At 55.4% G+C, this 19303-nt stretch carries 16 protein-coding genes and 2 pseudogenes; 9 read left to right on the top strand and 9 right to left on the bottom strand.

Features of this window, described 5'->3' with window-relative positions:
• Nucleotides 1-234 precede the first annotated feature (234 nt).
• From OU682_RS18975 to OU682_RS18950, 6 genes are all read right to left on the bottom strand, one after another.
• Nucleotides 235-1245 carry a CgeB family protein gene (locus tag OU682_RS18975; RefSeq protein ID WP_268943776.1) on the bottom strand — a complete coding sequence of 337 codons (1011 nt, stop codon included), beginning with the start codon at nt 1243-1245 and terminating at the stop codon, nt 235-237.
• Between the two features lie 139 nt (nt 1246-1384).
• A complete protein-coding gene (locus OU682_RS18970) occupies nt 1385-2629 on the bottom strand; it encodes a hypothetical protein (protein WP_268943775.1) in 1245 nt (414 codons plus the stop codon).
• Between the two features lie 1051 nt (nt 2630-3680).
• Nucleotides 3681-4634: a GDP-L-fucose synthase gene (fcl, locus tag OU682_RS18965; protein ID WP_329609830.1), complete on the bottom strand. Its 954-nt coding sequence runs from the start codon at nt 4632-4634 to the stop codon at nt 3681-3683.
• Nucleotides 4635-4637: 3 nt separating this feature from the next.
• A complete protein-coding gene (gmd, locus tag OU682_RS18960) occupies nt 4638-5756 on the bottom strand; it encodes a GDP-mannose 4,6-dehydratase (protein ID WP_268943774.1) in 1119 nt (372 codons plus the stop codon).
• Nucleotides 5753-7024 carry a WcaI family glycosyltransferase gene (locus tag OU682_RS18955; protein ID WP_268943773.1) on the bottom strand — a complete coding sequence of 424 codons (1272 nt, stop codon included), beginning with the start codon at nt 7022-7024 and terminating at the stop codon, nt 5753-5755. The genes gmd and OU682_RS18955 overlap by 4 nt, the downstream gene beginning before the upstream one ends.
• Nucleotides 7025-7900: 876 nt before the next feature.
• Nucleotides 7901-8170, bottom strand: a complete 270-nt coding sequence (locus OU682_RS18950; protein ID WP_268943772.1) for a hypothetical protein — start codon at nt 8168-8170, stop codon at nt 7901-7903.
• 275 nt (nt 8171-8445) lie between these two features.
• Between OU682_RS18950 and OU682_RS18945 the strand changes: the two are divergent.
• The 7 genes and pseudogenes from OU682_RS18945 to OU682_RS18915 all read left to right on the top strand — a co-directional run.
• Nucleotides 8446-8663 (top strand): annotated as a pseudogene (locus tag OU682_RS18945) (transposase); the annotation flags it as partial.
• A 154-nt stretch (nt 8664-8817) separates the two neighbouring features.
• Nucleotides 8818-10050, top strand: a complete 1233-nt coding sequence (gene istA, locus OU682_RS18940; protein WP_268943771.1) for an IS21 family transposase — start codon at nt 8818-8820, stop codon at nt 10048-10050.
• Nucleotides 10047-10889 (top strand): IS21-like element helper ATPase IstB, encoded by an 843-nt coding sequence (istB, locus tag OU682_RS18935; RefSeq protein ID WP_268943770.1) that lies wholly within the window; start codon nt 10047-10049, stop codon nt 10887-10889. The genes istA and istB overlap by 4 nt, the downstream gene beginning before the upstream one ends.
• Before the next feature lie 69 nt (nt 10890-10958).
• Nucleotides 10959-11976, top strand: a pseudogene (locus tag OU682_RS18930) (IS256 family transposase); the annotation flags it as partial.
• Nucleotides 11977-12304: 328 nt separating this feature from the next.
• Entirely contained in the window at nt 12305-14302 is a 1998-nt protein-coding gene (locus OU682_RS18925; protein WP_268943769.1) for a polysaccharide biosynthesis tyrosine autokinase, read from the top strand.
• A 304-nt stretch (nt 14303-14606) separates the two neighbouring features.
• Nucleotides 14607-15776 (top strand): nucleotide sugar dehydrogenase, encoded by a 1170-nt coding sequence (locus OU682_RS18920; RefSeq protein ID WP_329609832.1) that lies wholly within the window; start codon nt 14607-14609, stop codon nt 15774-15776.
• A 59-nt stretch (nt 15777-15835) separates the two neighbouring features.
• On the top strand, nt 15836-17269 hold the full coding sequence (locus tag OU682_RS18915; RefSeq protein WP_268943766.1) for a mannose-1-phosphate guanylyltransferase/mannose-6-phosphate isomerase: 1434 nt from the start codon (nt 15836-15838) through the stop codon (nt 17267-17269).
• Between the two features lie 104 nt (nt 17270-17373).
• On the opposite strand, the gene OU682_RS24315 is transcribed toward OU682_RS18915, so the two are convergent.
• Both OU682_RS24315 and OU682_RS24555 read right to left on the bottom strand, forming a co-directional pair.
• The gene (locus OU682_RS24315; protein WP_371832277.1) at nt 17374-17583 is read right to left on the bottom strand and encodes an undecaprenyl-diphosphate phosphatase; all 210 of its coding nucleotides are present in this window, start codon (nt 17581-17583) and stop codon (nt 17374-17376) included.
• Between the two features lie 330 nt (nt 17584-17913).
• On the bottom strand, nt 17914-18147 hold the full coding sequence (locus OU682_RS24555) for a hypothetical protein (protein WP_268943765.1): 234 nt from the start codon (nt 18145-18147) through the stop codon (nt 17914-17916).
• A 103-nt stretch (nt 18148-18250) separates the two neighbouring features.
• Here OU682_RS24555 and OU682_RS18905 point away from each other — a divergent pair, with 103 nt between their 5' ends.
• The gene (locus OU682_RS18905) at nt 18251-18619 is read left to right on the top strand and encodes a transposase (RefSeq protein WP_268943764.1); all 369 of its coding nucleotides are present in this window, start codon (nt 18251-18253) and stop codon (nt 18617-18619) included.
• Nucleotides 18616-18912, top strand: coding sequence for an IS66 family insertion sequence element accessory protein TnpB (gene tnpB / locus OU682_RS18900; protein ID WP_268943763.1), 297 nt, complete (start codon nt 18616-18618; stop codon nt 18910-18912). Before OU682_RS18905 ends, tnpB begins: the two co-directional genes overlap by 4 nt.
• A 136-nt stretch (nt 18913-19048) precedes the next feature.
• Here the strand turns inward: tnpB and OU682_RS24310 are convergent.
• Nucleotides 19049-19303 (bottom strand): hypothetical protein (locus OU682_RS24310; protein WP_371832275.1); only part of this gene is annotated, 255 nt, incomplete at its 5' end.

The raw sequence follows: 19303 nt of genomic DNA, 5'->3' as shown, positions 1-19303 counted from the left end.
AATAATCTCTAGGCATAGACAATCAATATTACGCCGATCGTATTTAGAATTCACGTTTTCAAGCATAAAGCATCCTTTCAAGGGCGCGACAACTCTACACCATGGCTTGTCGCAGTGCCGCAACGATCTCCTTTTAGGTGCATGATGGAGACACCGCAAGCTATCCTATCATGAGCACTAACAATTGCCGCCGAACCTAGGAGAATAGCGCACAGAGCAAACACCTATCTCATGCTAGACGACAGCACTCGTAATAATACTTCGCATTAGATCTTCATTGCCTAATCTGAGTTTACGCACCTTCTGCTGACCAGCCGAAGCGATTTGATCCAAATGCTGCGGATCCGCTAACAATGATAAGCACTTTTGGGCGGCCTCGATCGGATCTTCAAAGAACAGCGCCTCACGACCTTCTTCAAACAATTCCTCATGATAGGATGTTCTCTGAGCGCAGATAGCTGTTCCAATTGACGGCATCTCAATTGAACGGTTAGTGTGAAGGTCTTGATTCCGATGATTCAAAATAACCAGTCCGATGCGGGCACCGCCGATAGCTCTGGCATAATCTCTCCCCTCTAGATATCCAGCCCTTATATTCGGACGCAACATATTGAAATTAGGTGACCGATCCCAGCGAGGGCCATAAAGTGCCAGATTGAGCCCAGCGGCAATCATTGCCTCCATGAATTTTTCCCGCCCCGGCATCCAGGTGCCGACAAAACAAACATCTGATTGCCACTTCGGAGCTACGTCTTGTGTGGGCGAGTGAATTACTTCGTCGGCCGATTGCCAGACTGTTATCGGTCTCCTCACACCATGATGCCGCATTAGGCTTTCGACACCTGGACGGCGAATAGTAACCACCACGTCGTAAAGTGGAAGCGCTCGACGCATTATTTTCCATCTCCGCAGTTCAGGGGACGGATCAAGGAAAGGATTATCTGCGTTGAAGCTTGAAATACGTGGCCCGAACGTCCGGAGTACTTCTATTGCACGTGGGCCAATCAAAGAACCACCGTCCACATGCACTAGGTCGAATGCACCCTCAGCCGGTATAGCTCGCCTGATCGCCCGCGAGACTAATTGGTCAATTCCAGTTCCTCCTTGGTAGTGCAACCATGTGGCCCAACGAGCCGGGAGCTGAGATGCTGGATCAAAGTGCAGTATCTTATGGCCAAGACGAGTAAGCGCTCCCGCACGCTGACCACTGGTGCCGGATTTAGAACCGATGTAGAGGATTTTCATCTAAGTTTCCGCGTTATTTCTCGACTAATGACCGAAAAGTACTGACAGACATAGCCAACCGACATCAAGGTGCGACGTGCATTTTCGTAAAGAAAATACCAACAAATTGAGGCAGTTCTTCGACATAACTGCATCACTATTACGAACGCAAATGTCCAAAGCCTCGAACGCTCCACACTTTACATGTTGAAACAATCGGAATCAGCAAAATTACGGCGGCAATCAAAAGAAGCGGTGTTCTGATTGAGGCGGACGTCAACGACAACAGGGTTGGACTAAAGCAGGAGCTGATGATCAGTTGAGACATAACCACGATTGCCACTACTCTGCTTACTGTAACCTTTACAAGCGTTCTGTACATGAAATTTAATATCCAATACAGCATAAAGGATGCGAACAGCACAACTGGATATCCCCCCAAGGAGAATAATTCGCCTTGAACAGTGATCAACGGATAACCGACTTCACCGTTAGTTCTTAAGCCCAACGACCACACCACCTTATCTGCGTAGATAAGTTCCTTTTCTTGGCCGAAAGAAGGCAGTGCTGACAATACTATTTTCCAGAAAGTACCCCAATCCGTAAAGGCTGGGAACTCTGGAAGCCTGGAAGATGTTATGTCAAGAATAGGAAGTAGTGTTAGTCTAGCAAACAACCCAGGATGTCCTTCACCATATACTGGACTGAAAAAATCTGAATAATTTATCTTCTCGATTGTACCAGAGTCTTGATAGAATGGATTGAACTTTTTTCCCCAAACATCTGCATCTAGTATGTTATCAAAAAATACACTAGCAATGTTGATGTCCAATTCTCGAGCATAACGTATTGAGGTCGTCACTTCAGAGTACAGTGATAGAATTGGTAGGAAAACTACAAATGCAGCTACCAATTTAACCGTAATCACCTTTCGTCGAAGTAGTACCAGCAGAAACAGGGCCATCAGCACAAATCCAAACAAGTCAGTTCTGGAGTTATTAATTACCGATAGTGAGAGCATAAGCCCAAGTGAGACCCAAAGAAGGTAATCTTTTATTATACCTTCAGCACGCTCACTCACCCGAACGGCTAGCCCCACGTATAGAAATAGTATCAAAATGTAGCTCCAGGGCCCGCTGAATAAGCCCCCGGCTGTACCTAAAACTCCCGCAATCCCCATTGTTGAAAAAAACGTTCCGCACCGACGAAAAATTTGCGCCTTCACCCATCTCTTTCTAAACATGATCTCGTTGAACACGCGATTTCTTGGTGACGCAAAATGTGCTATGGTTAAACCTATTTGACTCACAAGTGCTATTTTCGAAGCACGCTCCAGGTCGAAAAAGCCGGTCTCAACATTATGGAGACTTAAAGACTGATAAACATACAGGGAATAGAAGAACATCCAAAAAACGTTCGTAAACAAAATGCTTGAGATCGCATCTCTTGAACTCAAAACTACGGCTGTCGTTATTGCCCAAGCAAGAAGATGCACTAGAAGAACAGCCAAATTTTGGTGGCCGACTGAGTGAAAAAAAACAAATATTGGAAACGCCCCGAGGAGCAATCTCATTGCGTACAATATCCGTCGGTCAAACCTTTCAGAGTAGAACACTGCACGCTCGATGTCCCGGGCTTCGAGAGCTACTTGACTTTGTCGCATTTAGTTACCAAGCTTCAATTTCCATGATTACTGCAGCTGCAGCGTGCGTCGATACAACTTCAGCTCGATCTCAGCAAAGTATCCTTGGTAGCCCAGCCTTCGAAAGACAGTATGCGCCGCCTCCGGCGCTTGGGTGACCATTAATCATTGCGACGCGAACTCTTGAAGATAGGCTTATTTAGAAGAGTATCTGGAAATTCTTAGCGTCGGAAGGATTCTCTCATTTTTACTTTCTGTGCCGGATTTCCTCTATAGATGCCCCAAGCTTCGAGGTCTGCGAATGCTGCAGCTCTTGCACCTAGAACGGCGCCGGCGCCAACAGTTACACCTGGCCCAATAAATGCTTCGGCACAAACCCAACTATCTGCCTCTAGTCTGATTGGACGACACAGTATCTGAAACGACGGCTCGTTTATGCTATGTGTTCCAGTACATAAAGATGCGTTTTGAGAAACAACTACATTCTCTCCGATTTCAATCTTGCCCATTGTGTAGCAGTTCACCTTTGGCCCCAAAGTCGACCGAGCTGCCATTGTAAGATTTGGCGGGTACCAGATGATTGCCGATCCATAAACATTAGCAGTTTTGTGAATTTTAGCGCCAAAACTTCGCAGTAGAAACCTCCTCCATCCTTTGCACGGAGGTGGTGTCCATGCTCCCAGAAGCCTCCATACAATTTTCCAGGTAAGTCGGAACAGGCGGTGACTCAATGAGAAAGACGGCGCGCCTTCAAACGTCTTTAGAGTGCCCGTTTGTACGTGTGCGCCTGCCGGCAGATTGGAAACTGGTTCTATCATCGCTGCCCCTCACTTGGTTCAAGCCGTGGGAATGATGTTTTGTAAGTAGACGATATGCCGTCCTTGAGTGTTCGCGTGCAACTCCACCCCAAATCCTTCAACATCGAAGTATCCATCAATTTACGAGGTGTCCCATCAGGCTTGGAGGTGTCAAACTTAAAAGGTGCTCTGTATCCAACCACATCTGCGATTATTTCAGCCAGTTCACGGATCGAAACTTCCTCACCTGAGCCGACATTCACGTGGACATTCCCCGAGTAAGCCTTCAGCAAATAGACAAGGGCATCGGCCAGATCGTCGCAATGCATGAATTCGCGCAATGGCTTTCCTGACCCCCAAAGCGTGATTGAGGGCGCCTCCGTGATCTTCGCCTCATGGAACTTGCGAAGCAGAGCCGGCAACACATGGCTTGTTTCTAGGTCGTAATTATCACCTGGACCGTAGAGGTTGGTCGGCATGGCCGAAATCCAGTTATGGCCATACTGCTTTCGATAAGCCTGCACCAGTTTGATGCCCGTGATCTTTGCTATGGCATACCACTCGTTTGTCGGCTCAAGCGGGCCCGTCAGCAGGGCTTCCTCGGGAATGGGCTGCGGGGCAAATTTCGGGTAGATACAGGACGACCCGAGGAACAGAAGCCGCTCCACATTTGCTTCATGCGCGGCTTGGAGGATGTTCGTCTGAATCATCAAGTTTTTATATAGGAAATCGACGGGAAAGTCGTTGTTCGCCTTGATGCCGCCAACCTTCGCCGCTGCCAGCACGACAGCGTCGGGGCGATGTTTGGCCATCCATACTCTGACCGCGCTCTGCTCGACTAAGTCGACCGCTTCTCTGCTGGCGGTCAGGATCTCACAATTCTCTGATTGCAGTCTCCGCACTACTGCGCCACCGACCATCCCACGATGGCCGGCGACCCAGATCCGTTTACCTTTGATATCCCACGTCATCTCTCAAGCCTCCAAGGCAATCGGTAGTTCATAGCCATGATCTTTGAGAAGTGCGTAGCGGCGAGCTGTCTTGAGATCGGCGGCGACCATCTCAGCGCACATTTCCTGCGCGGTGATCTCGGGCACCCAGCCGAGCTTTTCCTTTGCCTTGGTCGGGTCCCCAAGCAGAGTATCCACTTCGGCAGGACGGAAGTATCGTGGATCAATGCGCATAACAACATCGCCCCGGCGGACTGCAGGCGCCGAATCGCCACTGACCGACGTCACAACCGCTATCTCGGCCACGCCTTCGCCCCTGAACTCAAGTTCGATACCGAGCTCGCGTGCCGTCCAAGTGATGAACTCGCGAACTGAGTACTGGACCCCGGTCGCGATGACAAAATCTTCGGGCTTTTCCTGTTGCAGCATCATCCACTGCATGCGAACGTAGTCCTTCGCGTGGCCCCAGTCACGCAGTGAGTCAATATTGCCCATGTAGAGGCAGGGCTCGAGACCCATGGCGATGTTCGACAAGCCCCGAGTAATCTTGCGCGTTACGAAGGTTTCGCCGCGGCGCGGCGACTCGTGATTAAAGAGTATACCGTTGCATGCATACATTCCGTAAGATTCACGGTAGTTCACCGCTATCCAGTAGGCGTACATCTTGGCGACGGCATAGGGGCTGCGCGGATAGAACGGCGTAGTTTCGCGCTGTGGGGTTTCCTGCACAAGCCCATAAAGTTCGGAGGTTGAGGCTTGGTAGAAGCGAGTTTTCTTTTCAAGACCAAGGAAGCGAATGGCTTCGAGCAGACGTAATGTGCCTGTGGCATCGACATCCGCCGTGTACTCGGGAGCCTCGAAACTGACGGCGACATGCGACTGTGCGCCCAGATTATAAACTTCGTCCGGCTCGATTTCTGAGATAATCCGCGTCAGATTGGACGTGTCGGTCAGGTCGCCATAATGCAATTTGAAGACCTGGTTGGTAATATGCGGATCCTGGTACATGTGATCAATGCGGCTTGTGTTGAAGAGCGAGGCGCGGCGCTTGATTCCGTGAACCTCGTAACCCTTCTCCAGCAAAAACTCTGCAAGATAGGAACCGTCTTGGCCGGTAACGCCGGTAATAAGCGCTTTTTTCATTGCATATTCCTTGTTTGCTGCAAATCGCCTTTAGTGGCCGGAAGGGCGCCGGAGACAGTTTCAAATTCTGTCTTTAGACGCGACAGGATGGCATTCATGTCCCATCTCATCAGGGCCCTACTTCGAGCTTCCTTACCAAGATTCGCGCGATCCTCTGGGTCGTCCATCATGGCTTCCAGCCGCGCAGCCATGGCTGCCGCATCACCTGCCGGCACAAGATACCCGGCTCCAACGACTTCACGACCAAGGGCTGTGTCTGCCTCCGTCGTAGCTAGAACGGGTCGCCCAGAGGCGAGCATGTTCGTCAACTTCGACGGCAGTACTAGGTCCGCCGCACCCTTTATCTGTGGAAGAATGTGAACATCTGCCATCCCCAGAAGCTCGCTCAACTTTTCCAGCGGTTGCAGCGGAAAGAACTGAATACTCGGGGTATCTTTGCTGAGGTCCATCAATGTTTGGCGCATCGGACCATCGCCACACACAGCAATTGTTATATCATCTCGATGCACCAGATGACGGGCCATTTCTGGCAGAACCTCTAACCCCTGCTTGTTCGCGAGATTGCCGGAATAAAGGGCAACATAGCGTGTTGTGATACCCAGTACCTCCTTCATCGGAGATACATCCTTTAGAGGTGTCACTTTCTCCAAATTTGCCCAATTTCGGAGTTCATAGATCCTATCTTTGTGAACGCCTTTCTGCTGCAGCTTGTCCAGCATTGGCTCCGATATAGTACTGACCCGATCGAAGCGCTTTAGGATCCATTTTTCGAAAGCTTTGGCCCATCGGCCGATACGGCTTTCTTCCTTCAGCAGGCCTGTTGCAAATGCTGCTTCCACTTCATAGTCTTGGATGTGAAGCCAAGCAGTGCTGCCCCCAACCTTAGCGGACAACCAGGCAATCGGAGCCGCAATCAGAGACGGTGCAACCATCACCACAACATCCGGGCGCCCAGTCAGTCCCTTCCAAAGCGCCACAGGAAGTGCGGTCAGTGCGAAGCTTATATAGTGTAGTATACGCTTGGCACCCGTTGGGTTATTAGGAACGTAGAGCGGACAATGGTAAATTCGCGCCCCGTTCTCGCTAATTCTGGAGCGCCAAAGTCTTCCCCAACCATCGAAAATCTTCCATGCTGGATAGTAGGGTAAGGCGGTCACAACATCCGTTTGGACGTCGTGTTTTGCCATGTACTCCGCCATGCCAGTGGTGTATACGCCGGTCGAGATAATTTCCGGCGCATAGTTAATACATATAACAAGAATGCGCATCTTTTGTTAACTATTGCCTACCCTGACTATCCAACTATAGCGTGCAATGTCCCCTACTCCTACGACCTGAAAAGTCCTGCTCTCGAACAGAAGTAGGCTACAGTCACAACGATCTTCCTGCTGGTCATGCGCATCCATAGGATGATATGCAAGAGCCAAAGTCGCGCAGCCTCGCGAGTGTCGCATTAATGTTTCTTCTGTATTGGGCTCTTGATTGGGCAAGGATGCTGTCCCTGAGCGTGGTGTAGGTTCTGGTGGGGTGGTCACCGGCGATGTTCCGGTAAAGTCTGGTTGCTGACACCGACCTGGACCGGAGATTTCACCGATGACCATCGACATGATGAACTTACGCGATCTCGTGGAGAAGACCCCTGATGCCGACCCGGCTCGCGCGAGATGATTGGCTTTGCAGCCGAGCGGCTGACGGAGCTGGAGGTTAGAGGTTACCCACCTGAGATAAGCTGCCCGATGGAAGCTGGTATCGGCTAGCAGCCGGCAGTGTTGAGCGAAGCACTCAAGTGACGGCTCCGAGCCCAAACCCGTCATTCAACTGAACGCATGAGGCAATGCGACAGCCTTGGAGTTCGAAGTCTCATTTGTGCCTTACAGGCGGGGATACAACCATGAGTCCAGCACATCGGCCACCGCCTAGCGGCTCCTTCCCACCGCTTCGACGATAGCCTTCGCGACCGGAAGCTCGTCCTGGCGGAATTTGATGTCTTGCTTTATGGCGCTGCCATCCGCAAGCCCGTGCGGGTCAAGCTGCAGCACATATCGGGTCGCCATCTCGCGGATGAAGCAGTTACGCTCTGTCGGAACTTCTCTACGTCGTAGCTGCGCCTGCTGCCTATCTCAGGTGGTCCCTTTCGAGCATGATCACGACATTTCGGTGAAAATAATGGCCGCCAACCGTCCGGTATTATCCACGTCTTCTCCTGCCGCGATGGGAAGTGCCACCATCAGACCCGCGCATCTCGAATTGATGTAATAGTCACGGCTCTTGCCCTGCAGTTCCGGGTTCATCGGGTTCGGGGAATAGTCCGAGAGTACGTTCTCAATCGTCCTTGGTTGCTGCGCTGCCGCCGTCGCCGCCGACACGGTCGTGGCGAGGACAATCGCCGTCAAAACCTTCAACAACCGTCCCATCAAGTCTCCCTAAACTTATGATGCGTCTGCCAGACCGAGATACGGCCACGCGAAGGATCATCAAAGGCCTTTGGCGGCGCGATCTGAACGACCGCTCCGTCCGCGTTGTGGCCTCTGGAACTCAGCTCGCTAGACCGAGGGTAATCCCGCGACAGACTGGGAACCACTTGTCGGGGGTCGTGTCTCGGAAGTGGTGGAAATTGGACGGTGGCGTAATCTCCGGGTGAACTGACACCCACCCAACCGGCGGCGGCAACCGCCAGGGAGATCACGCCATGAAGCAGAATACCGACAGCTCGTCCTTTTCGCTACTGCCCGACGCAAGCGGGTATGATCCGATCGAGGATCGCCTTCGGGCAAATGTCCGCGCCACCATTAGGCCATGTTCGAAGAGGAACTGGCCGACTTTCTTGGTCGGCTTCGTTACGGCCGCGGCAATGAGCGGGCCAAGGGCTACCGCCACGGGCATCGCGACCGACACCTGACCGGCACATGTCAGTGGCAGCCGTAATCTCTCCAAAACGGGCAACTGAAAAATCCTCGCATCGCGAGCGGCTTTGACAATTTCCGGACCCTGAATATCCGGAAATTGGCGAAGCCGCGGATCACTGGCCTGATGCTCTCCACAACCAGGTGGAGGTATCGAGGTGAAGGGTTTGAGGGAGATCGTCTTGATTCATGACCTGCGCCGACAAGGTCTGAGCATCACCGCCATTGCGCGAAAGCTTGGATGTGACCGCAAGACCATCCGGAAATATCTTGCTCGGGGCCTGGAGCCTCCTGTCTACAAGCCGCGGGCGCCACGCCCCAATCTGCTGCGGCCGTTCGAGGCCTACCTGCAGGAAAGGGTATCCAGCTTTCCCGAGCTTTCGGGACGCCGCTTGTATCGCGAACTGGTCGAGCTTGGCTTCTCCGGAAGCTACTCGACGCTGAAGCCCTTTCTGCGGGAGATCCGCCCCCAAAAGACAAAGCCCTTCGCCCGCCGCTTCGAGACGCCGCCCGGCCGTCAGGCCCAGATGGACTTCGCCGAGTTCACCGTGGAGTTCACCGACGAGCCCGGCGTCATCCGAAAGGTCTGGCTGTTTTCCATGGTGCTTGCCAGCAGCCGCTGGCTGTGGGGGCACTTCGTTGCCAGCCAGAACCTGCAATCCGTGCTGCGCTGCCACATTGCGGCCTTCGAGGCGATGGGCGGCGCGCCGCAGGAAGTTCTCTACGACCGGATGAAGACTGCCGTCATCGGTGAGGATGAGGCCGGCATCGTGACCTACAATCCCGCGCTTGTCGCGCTGCTGAGCCATTATGGCGTTGTGCCGCGTGCCTGCCGCCCTTATCGCGCCTGCACCAAGGGCAAGGTGGAGCGACCGTTCCGCTACATTCGCCAGGACTTCTTCCTGGCCCGGTCCTTCCGCAACCTCGACGATCTCAACCGGCAGTTCGAAGCCTGGCGCTGTGAGATCGCCAATGCGCGCATCCACGCAACGACACAGCGGATCGTTGACCAGGCGTTTGCCGAAGAAAGGCCGGCTCTCCAGCCGCTCCCCGCACTTCGCTACGAGGCGGTGCTGTCGGTCGAGCGTCGGGTCAGCCGCGACGGGATGATCTCGGTCGGCGGCAATCTTTACAGCGTTCCCGAGACCGCGCGGCGGCGGCTTCTGGAGGTCCAGCATCACCCCTCCGAGCTGAAAATCTTCGAGGATGGTCAGCTCATCGCCCGCCATCCGATCCTCGAGGGCAAGGATCTGCGGCGGGTCGATCCAGCCCATCGCAAGGCCCCGCCACCGCAGCTCCCGCAGTGCATGCCGATACAGGGGTTGAGACGTTCCCTGGAATTCTACGATGCCGTCGGGCGACGCATGGCGGCGGAAGGTTCCAGGGGATGAGTGAAGTTCTGGACCGCATTCGCGGGGCGCTGATCGGGTTGAGAATGCCGCGGGCGCTTGAGGCCCTGGATCACACTTTGGCTCAGCTCGAGCGGGGGCAGATCAGCGCCATCGAAGCCATCGACGAATTGCTGAGCGAAGAATACAGCACCCGTGAAAGTCGCCGGATCGACGTGGCCCTGCGCACCGCAAAGCTGATGCCGATCAAAACACTGGAAAGCTTCGACTTCAGCTTTCAACCCTCTCTCGACCGCGAGCGCATCGCCGCGCTGGCGCAGTTGGACTTCATTCGACGTGCCGAGGTCGTCCATTTCCTTGGCCCGCCGGGCACCGGAAAAAGTCACTTGGCCACGGCCCTGGGCGTCGCAGCGGTGAAGGCCGGACGAACGGTCTACCGTGCTACCTTGGCCGAACTGATCGAAGCCCTGTCGCGCGCGGAGCGCGAAGGACGGCTCAGCGAAAAGATCCGGTTCTATGCCCGGGCAGCTCTGCTGATCGCTGACGAGATCGGCTATCTGCCCATCACCCGCGGCGGCGCCAACCTGTTCTTTCAACTGGTCAATGCCCGCTATGAAAAGGGCGCCATGATCCTGACCTCGAACCACGGCTTTGCCGAATGGGGCGAGGTCTTCGGGGATCCGGTCGTCGCAACAGCATTGCTGGACCGCCTGCTGCATCATGCCGTCGTCATCCAGATAGAGGGCGCCAGCTATCGGCTCCGCGCCCATGCTGATCTCATCCCCGAGCATGTTCGAGCAAACGCGCGGATTGCTCCGCCGCCGCCACCCAAGCGCCGGGGACGTCCTCCGACCCTGAAAAACGGAGCTGCCAATCATTGACCCGGTTGATACCCGGCCCCGCTCAACTGAGGATTTTTACCTTGCCCGTTTTGGGACTACCACGCTGCCATTGACAGCACATTCGGCACCGAGACGGTGCGGGTTCCTCGTGCCCGGATCGAGAACGAGGCCGGCAAGATCACCGAATGGCGCTCGAAGGCACTGCCCCGCTACAGGCGGCTGACAAAGAAGGCCGAGGCCCTGATCGCGGCGGTCTATCTGGCGGGAACCAACACGCGCCGGGTCAAGCGGACGCTGTTCGGCTGGTTCGAAGGGGCGGTGAGCAAGGACGTGGTTAGCCGGGCTTGGCAAGGTGAAGGTCGACCGGGACGCCTGGTCCACCCGCGACTTGGCCGAGGAGGATATCGTTCGGCTCATCCTCGATGGCACCGTCATCAAGACCCGGCTGGACCGCAAGGCCACCAACATCTCGGTGCTGGCGGCGATCGGCGTGCGGCGCGACGGGCAAAAGGTGCTCCTCTCGATCAGGAACATGGGCGGCGAAAGCACGGCTGCCTGGGGCAGCTTCCTCGCCGACCTGGGCGCGCGGGGCTTGCCGCGGCCCGAGTTCGTAAACGTTGACGGCGCCCCCGGCCTTGAAGCTGCGCTCGTGGCGCTCTGGGGCGGGGACCTGCCCATCCAGCGCTGCACGGTTCACAAGCACCGCAACCTGCTCGGCCACGCCCCCAAGCGCCTTCGTGACGAATTGACCGAGGACTACCGCGACATGATCTATGCCGACACCGCCGCCGAGATCGAGAAGCGTCGCAAGGCTTTCCTCCGCAAATGGAAGCTGAAGTGCCGGGCCGTGGCCGATAGCCTCGAGAAGGCCGGCGACCGGCTCGTCAGCTTCACTCGCCTCGATCCTTCGCAATGGAAGTCGGCAAGGACCACCAATGCCATCGAGCGTCTGAACGAGGAATTCCGCCGTCGCATCAAGACCCAGACCGTGCTGCCCTGCGCCGAAACCGTGCCGATGCTGCTCTGGGCGCTCTTGGCGTCAGGGCAGATCCAGATGCGCAAGGTCGACGGATGGGAGACCCTCACTCAGCCGCTCGCGCCGATGTCCCTTGACCTCGCGGCCTGACTGGAGCCAACGTTACATGCCCGGAGCGCGCTGCCAGGGAATTCCTACCGAATTCGCGACACGACCTTGTCGGGTGGTGAACACTAGTCTCTAGCCGATCCGGTCGTTTCCACATAGTCTCTTACATCACCGGCACTTTCCGCCAACAGTTTTTTCAGGTGCGATTCTCAAAAGATAAGAAGGCTTTAAGGGAAACTGACCGGTGACTGTTGCACGAATCTGCCAAAAAGCCCGATTTCCCAATGGACTTGCTGAAATCAGTCTCGCTATACGTTCACCACGTGGCCAACTGGTCAATCAGGTAATTTAAGAACTGGAATTTTAGCGCGTGTCCAGACAAGACCGATCCTCGACATCGTCCGAGGCCGCAGCTGACGAAATCGATCTTCTTACCCTGTTCAGAACATTTTGGCGTGGTAGGTTGATGATTGGCTCAGCAGTTGTTGCTGCGATCCTTCTAGGCGGGATTTATGCCTTCGTGCTGGCAACCCCGACCTTTCGTGCAACCTCGGTGGTGGTGCTGGAAACCCGCCAGTCTGCGACAACTGGGCTGGAAAGCGTGTTGGGTGCGCTGTCTTCAGATAGCGAGACAATCAATACTGAGGTGGAGGTCCTGAAGGGCCGCGAGTTGATGGGCCGCGTCGTTGACGAGTTGAATCTGATCCAAGATGGTGAATTCAATGGCTCCCTCAGACCAAAGGGGCTAATCAGCCGAATCAAGTCCAGTATTTTCGGCGAAGATGAACAGACTGCGGAAGAGGCTCAGAGGATCAAGGACGGCGTCGTTTCGGCCTTGTTAGACGGGATCCAGATTCGCAATGTGCCCAATAGCCTTGTCTTCCAGATCACCGTGACCAGTACTTCGCCCGTCAAGGCGGCGAAGATTGCCGACACTGTGGCGAAGCTCTACATTAACGATCAGCTGCGTGTTCGCTTCGAGGCCAACGAGGTCGCGACACGGTGGCTGTCAGATCAGGTCGCAGAGCAGCGGGCCGCCTTTGAGTCTCTTGATGAACAGGTCCGCGACTTCCGTGCGCAGACCTCAGTGATCAATGGCGAGACCCTGGCCGCGATGGATCGGCAACTCAAAGACACTCGTCGCAGGATCGAGCAGATGACGTCCGAGTCCGGCGAGTTGAACATCCGAATCGCAGGCCTTCCGGCAGATGCCCCCACCAGTCGCCGGATGCAGCTGACCAATGATCTCAGCAGGATGCAGGAGCAAATAGCGGCGTTGACCGAGGTTGAGAGGACCCTTGCGGCAGATTTCGATCGCCAGTCACAGGAACTGACCCGGCTTGAGCAACTAGCGCGTGAAGCGGAGGCCGGTCGCTTGCTATATGAACACTTCCAGACCCGCTTGAAAGAAGTGGCAGCTCAGCAGGGCATCAACAAGGCTGACAGCCGAGTTCTCTCGCAGGCTGTCATTCCTAGTGGGGCGGCCGCACCGCGCAAGTCTATGATCTTGGTTATGTCGGCCTTGCTAGGTGCCATGGCGGGGGCAGGCTTGGTGCTAGTACGCGAAATGCGAGCAAACCGCATTCGTTCAAGCCAGGAGCTTGAAGCCTTCACTGGTCAACTAGTGCTTGCGCAGATACCGCAACTCAAACAGAAGTCCAGCAAGGATCTGATCGCGTATTTAGCACGCAACCCGGCCTCGGCCGCCAGCGAAGCTGTACGTAACCTACGGACTTCGCTCTTACTGTCAGCGGCCGAGTTGCCGCCGAAGGTCATAGCCGTAACCTCCTCTGTCTCGGGTGAAGGTAAAACTACCACCTCGGTGGCTCTCGCGCAGAATCTAACGCACATGGGTAAGCGAGTGCTGTTGATCGAGGGCGATGTTCGGATGCGGTCGCTGAACCACTATGCAGCGGACGTGCCCGATGAACGTAAGACTATTTCCGCGGCTTTGACCAGCCAAGCAATGCTGGCCGAGGTGACGCTAAAACTCCCAAATATCGGCGATGTCATTTTGGGTGCCAAGTCGCAGATCAATGCGGCGGATCTGTTCTCGTCACCACGGTTTGCCGAGCTGATCGCCGAGGCGCGCGCGCAGTATGACATTGTGCTGATAGACACGCCGCCAGTTCTAGTAGTGCCGGATTCAAAAATCATCGCCCAACAGACCGACGGCGTTGTCTTTGTCACACGGTGGGACAGCACTACCCGCGAGCAAGTCGCTGAGTCGCTGAGTCAGCTCAAGAATGTTCGGGTTAACTTGTTAGGTCTGGTCTTGACCCAAGTCGATCCGGCGGGGCTGAAGCGATATGGCTATGACGCCTATGGGGCCTATTATGGGAACCGGTATTATACGCAAGAAGGCTAGAAATAACCTACGGCACTAAGTTCCATCGACATGAGACGATTCGACTGCGTCCCCCAAATGGGCAGGTCACCGGCTTTTTTCTGACTACTTTTAGGCGTTTATTTCCAGATATCAGTCGAAATCGACGCATTTGAGTGCAGAATACCGGCAGCCTCATTAGGCTGCCGCTTCTGTCGACTACTTTCTCACAGCCGTACTCACATTGCCAGTATGTTGCAAAAATTTTGAGCGACGTATTAGCCGTCTACCGACCATGGCCGCAACCTATAACTACAGTCACTAATTGAATCCAAGGAAGACGATGATTAAGATTGCTGTTGCTGGACTTGGCTACGTCGGGTTGTCTAATGCTGTGCTTCTGGCACAGAAACACCAAGTTGTAGCTCTCGATATCGATACCGGCCGTGTTGCCACCGTTAATGCCGGAAAGAGCCCAATAGAAGATCGCGAGATCTCGGAATATCTTTCTACGCGCGATCTGAACTTGTCGGCTACCACTAACCCGGCTGAAGCCTTCTCGGGCGCAGACTACATCATCGTCGCAACCCCCACCAACTACGACGCTAAGATGAACTATTTCGATACGAAATCGGTTGAGAGCGTGATTCAAAGTGCCTTGGAGATCGCCCCCGGAGCCTCGATCATCATCAAATCTACTATCCCAGTTGGCTACACCCAAAGTATCCGCGATAGATTCAATACAGAGAGTATTATCTTTTCTCCAGAATTTTTGCGTGAAGGTAAGGCACTCTATGACAACCTTCATCCGAGCCGAATTATCGTCGGCGATGAGACCGAAGCAGGCCGTCGCTTTGCTGAACTGCTGAATGAGGGTGCCGCAAGCAGCGACGTGCCCGTTATCCTGACCGGCTCGACCGAGGCGGAGGCGATCAAGCTCTTCGCCAATACCTTCCTTGCCATGCGCGTCGCATTCTTCAACGAATTAGACACGTATGCCATGCGTCACGGGCTAGAACCCGGGTCGATCATTGAAGGCGTCAGTATGGATCCGCGTGTCGGCGATTACTATAACAATCCGTCCTTTGGATATGGAGGGTACTGTCTGCCCAAAGACACCAAGCAGCTCCTGGCTAATTACGAGAATGTGCCGCAGAACTTGATCGCTGCGATTGTTGCCTCCAACACCACGCGCAAGGATGTTGTTGCCGAACAAATTGTCGCTCGCTCACCGAAGACCGTCGGCGTTTACCGGTTGGTGATGAAGGAAGGCTCGGACAATTTTCGTGACAGTGCCATTCAGGGCATCATGAAGCGGATCAAGGCCAGGGGTATCAAATGCATTGTCTATGAGCCCGCGCTTAGTACCGACGAGTTCTACAACTCTCGTGTAGAGCGCAATCTCAATGTCTTCAAAGCGGAATCCGATCTCATTATAGCAAATCGCCGCCATGATGATCTGGCCGATGTTTCTGATAAGGTCTTCACGCGGGATCTCTTGCAGCGCGACTCATAGTCGCTTGTGCAGCCATGACAGCTTGCTCCATCATGACTTTTGATCTCAACGGAATACAAATGACAAATATTACTCCGATATTGATGGCTGGCGGTTCGGGCACGCGGCTCTGGCCTGTCTCACGTAAAAGCTTCCCTAAGCAATTCGCCGCGCTATTAGGCGATGAGACGCTTTTCCAAGCCTCTGCCCGCCGTCTATCAGGCAAGGGCTTCGCCGATCCCATTGTGATGACTAATTCCGATTTCCGCTTTATTGTAGCCGAGCAACTGGAACAGATTGGCATCAGGCCAAGCTCCATTGTAATCGAGCCCGTTGGAAGAAACACTGCACCGGCCATCCTAGCGGCAGCAATGACGGTCGCTCAACAGGACCCAAGGGCCCTGCTGCTTGTCGCGCCTTCGGACCACGTCATCCCCGATAGCGCGGATTTCGTCGCGACTGTCAGGCTAGGCGCCAGTGCGGCGGAAGCCGGCAAGATCGTTACTTTCGGAATCACGCCGGATCGCGCCGAAACAGGATACGGCTATTTGGAAATCGCCGGCCACCGAGATAAGGTTCAGGCACTCGCTCGCTTCATCGAGAAACCTAATGCCGAGAAGGCAATTGAGATGCTGGTCCAAGGCAACTTCCTCTGGAACGCCGGGATCTTCCTCTTCCGCGCAGATGTGATGATCGAGGCGTTCCGCGCCCATGCGCCTGAATATCTGGAGCCCGTCCAGCAGGCCGTGTCCGAGGCGCATAGCGATCTGGGCTTTCTCCGCCTCGCCCGTGCGCCTTGGGAGCCCCTGCCCGACAACTCCGTCGACTATGCCGTCATGGAAAAGGCAGACAACCTCGCGGTCGTACGCTTCTCGGGCCGCTGGTCGGACTTGGGGGGGTGGGACGCCGTCTGGCAAGAGGAACTGAGCCAAAAGCCTTCAGACAGCGGGGTGGTCGCCGACGACAACTCGACCGCGATCGATTGTCAGGACGTGCTCCTGCGCTCGGATAGTGAGGATCTCAAGCTGGTCGGTATCGGGCTGAAGGACATGATGGTCGTCGCGACGGGCGATGCCGTCCTGGTGGCGGATCGCAGCCGCGCACAGGACGTTCGTCAGGCCGTCACCGAGCTGAAGAAGAAGGGCCACAAGCAGGCCGAGTCCTTCCCTCGCGATCACCGTCCTTGGGGGTGGTTCGAAACCCTGGCACTGGCCAATCGTTTCCAGGTCAAGCGCATCGTCGTGAAGCCTGGCGCGTCCCTGTCACTGCAAAGCCATGTCCATCGCTCGGAGCACTGGATCGTCGTCTCAGGCACGGCGAAAGTCACCGTGGGCGACCAGGTCACCCTGATTACCGAGAACCAGTCGATCTACGTTCCGCTGGGCGCCATTCACCGGATGGAAAACCCGGGCAAGGTGCCGATGGTCCTCATCGAGGTCCAGACTGGGAGCTATCTGGGTGAAGATGACATCATCCGCTACGAAGACGTCTACGCCCGCAGCAGCGCCGACTGATCTTGGAGACACTGCCGGCGCCTCTCAACGGCGCCGGTCTGAGTGCGAAGCCTGAGCTAATTGCGAAATATCGGTCAGGTACGGAAGCTACGATCCGACGTTTGCTAGCTGGTTGCCGGCATCCACCCCGCCTGCAACAGAACCAGGAGTAGCAGACCAAGCACGACCCTGTAGATGACAAAGGGCGCAAAGGACATCACCGAAATCATCCGCAAGAAAACCGCAGTTACTACGTAACCAACGGCGAACGAGACAGCTGTGGCTATCGCCGTAGTAGCGATACTCGGGCCTGGCTGGCTCCAATTGGACCACATGTCACCCGAACTGACAAACTGACCCCGCATTGCCTCAAGCAAAATGTTACCGATAGGATCATTCTTCCGAGTGGGATGGTGAGGGTCTGCCGTCCTGGTTCGGAGGGTGGATGGCGAGGCGGATCAGCATGGCGGCACGTTCGGAATTGGTGCAAGCAATCGTTGAGCGGTATCGAGGAGCGAGGGTCACGTCCGTCAAGCTGGTGTAATTTCCCAGATGGCCTGAGGTCATGATCAGGCGGCTTTTGTGGTGATGCTGAGAATGGGGTCGATCTCCTCCTTGTCGATCTGAGCGAAGGCCTCGACCATCATGTAGCGGCTCGAGGTCTGTCATTCGTCATTCTGCTCGAACAACACCGCGCCGATCAGGCGCATGACGACGGCCTCCACAATCTTGCCAATTTCGAGTGGACGGTGGCGATCGAACGCAAGCGCCTGCGGCCGCGTTACCGAGAGGGCTTCGGGCGGACTCCGCTGAACCTGCGCTGGCAGCCCGACCTGCGAGCCCCCAGAGAGGGAGGTGCCGATGGACCAGCCGAGCAGGCCCGCTCCTTTGACGATCAAGGGTAACGGCCCGGTTGCTACCGCCTTTTGATCGCGCCCTCAGATCTTAAGCTACGTCGTTATTGACGTCGTTAACGACGTCGTATCGGGGAGCTGATATCTGGTGCGGCATGTTGAAGTTTTGGGACGGGAACGTCGCCGTCGGTGGTCGGATGCTGAGAAGCTGGGTGTTCTCGAGCGTGTCGGGGTCGACGGCAGGACAGTAGCGGATGTCGCGCGCGAGGCAGACCTGACGCGGCAACACATCTACCAGTGGCGTCAGGAGATGCGGCGCAAGGGGTTTTGGCCCGTATCTGGTTCGGCGCTTTTCGTGCCAGTTGAGGAAGGCGATGTAGGGGCCGACCTAGCTTTGCCGTCCGGCCCGCCTTTGATGATTGAAGTATTGCTGCGCAATGGTCGGCAGCTTCGTTGTCCCGACACGGTCGATGACCATTCACTTGCGCGCCTGATCCGTGTTCTGGAGGCAGTGTGATCGGGCCCGGCACGGGTGTCCGGGTCTATCTGGCCTGTGGCATCACGGACATGCGCAAGGGCATTGAGGGTTTGGCGGCACTTGCGCAGGATCAGCTGCGCCAGAAACCGGCAGGCGGTGCGGTGTTTGCGTTCCGCGGTCGGCGTGGCGACAGATTGAAGCTCTTGTATTGGGATGGCCAGGGCTTCTGCCTTTACTACAAGGTTCTCGCGAAAGGCCGCTTTCCCTGGCCCATGCGCGGCAATGGAGCGATTCGCCTGACCTCGGCGCAGCTCGCCATGCTGTGGGAGTGAGCGGGTGAACGCCACTGGTCCGAGAGAACCCGCGAACATCGACTGGAGGCGGTCCGATTGGGGTGCGGCCAGTTCGGGTCGGCTGATTTATCTTTCTGTAATTGCGTGTTTTTGTAGTGTTCAACATGGGAATATGTTATCCATCCCCATGTCCGGAACGGCCACGCCACTGCCCAATGATCCTGCCGCCTTGAAGGCGATCATTGCCGCGTTGCAGGCAGAAAATCAGAAGATGACCGCCAGCTTGCGCGCACATGACCTGCTGGTTCAGGCGCTGCGGGTTCGGATTGCCAAATTGCAAAAGCAGAAGTTCGGTGTGAGTGCTGGACGTAATCTCCCCAAAACGGCTGGATGAAAATTCCCCAGTTTGGCGCTGATGCCGATGCTCAGG

Origin of the sequence: Paracoccus benzoatiresistens, assembly GCF_026913015.1 — a bacterium.
Lineage (GTDB): Bacteria > Pseudomonadota > Alphaproteobacteria > Rhodobacterales > Rhodobacteraceae > Paracoccus > Paracoccus benzoatiresistens.
Note: the sequence above shows the minus strand (reverse complement) of the source record. Positions and strands in the feature narration are given on the sequence as shown.

Excerpts from the sequence above, each read along its gene's own strand:
- OU682_RS18975 (WP_268943776.1), bottom strand. The coding sequence starts at position 1,245 with ATGAAAATCCTCTACATCGGTTCTAAATCCGGCACCAGTGGTCAGCGT.
- OU682_RS18970 (WP_268943775.1), bottom strand. The coding sequence starts at position 2,629 with ATGTTCTTCTATTCCCTGTATGTTTATCAGTCTTTAAGTCTCCATAAT.
- fcl (WP_329609830.1), bottom strand. The coding sequence starts at position 4,634 with ATGACGTGGGATATCAAAGGTAAACGGATCTGGGTCGCCGGCCATCGT.
- gmd (WP_268943774.1), bottom strand. The coding sequence starts at position 5,756 with ATGAAAAAAGCGCTTATTACCGGCGTTACCGGCCAAGACGGTTCCTAT.
- OU682_RS18955 (WP_268943773.1), bottom strand. The coding sequence starts at position 7,024 with ATGCGCATTCTTGTTATATGTATTAACTATGCGCCGGAAATTATCTCG.
- OU682_RS18950 (WP_268943772.1), bottom strand. The coding sequence starts at position 8,170 with ATGGGACGGTTGTTGAAGGTTTTGACGGCGATTGTCCTCGCCACGACC.
- istB (WP_268943770.1), top strand. The coding sequence starts at position 10,047 with ATGAGTGAAGTTCTGGACCGCATTCGCGGGGCGCTGATCGGGTTGAGA.
- OU682_RS18915 (WP_268943766.1), top strand. The coding sequence starts at position 15,836 with ATGACAAATATTACTCCGATATTGATGGCTGGCGGTTCGGGCACGCGG.
- OU682_RS24315 (WP_371832277.1), bottom strand. The coding sequence starts at position 17,583 with ATGTGGTCCAATTGGAGCCAGCCAGGCCCGAGTATCGCTACTACGGCG.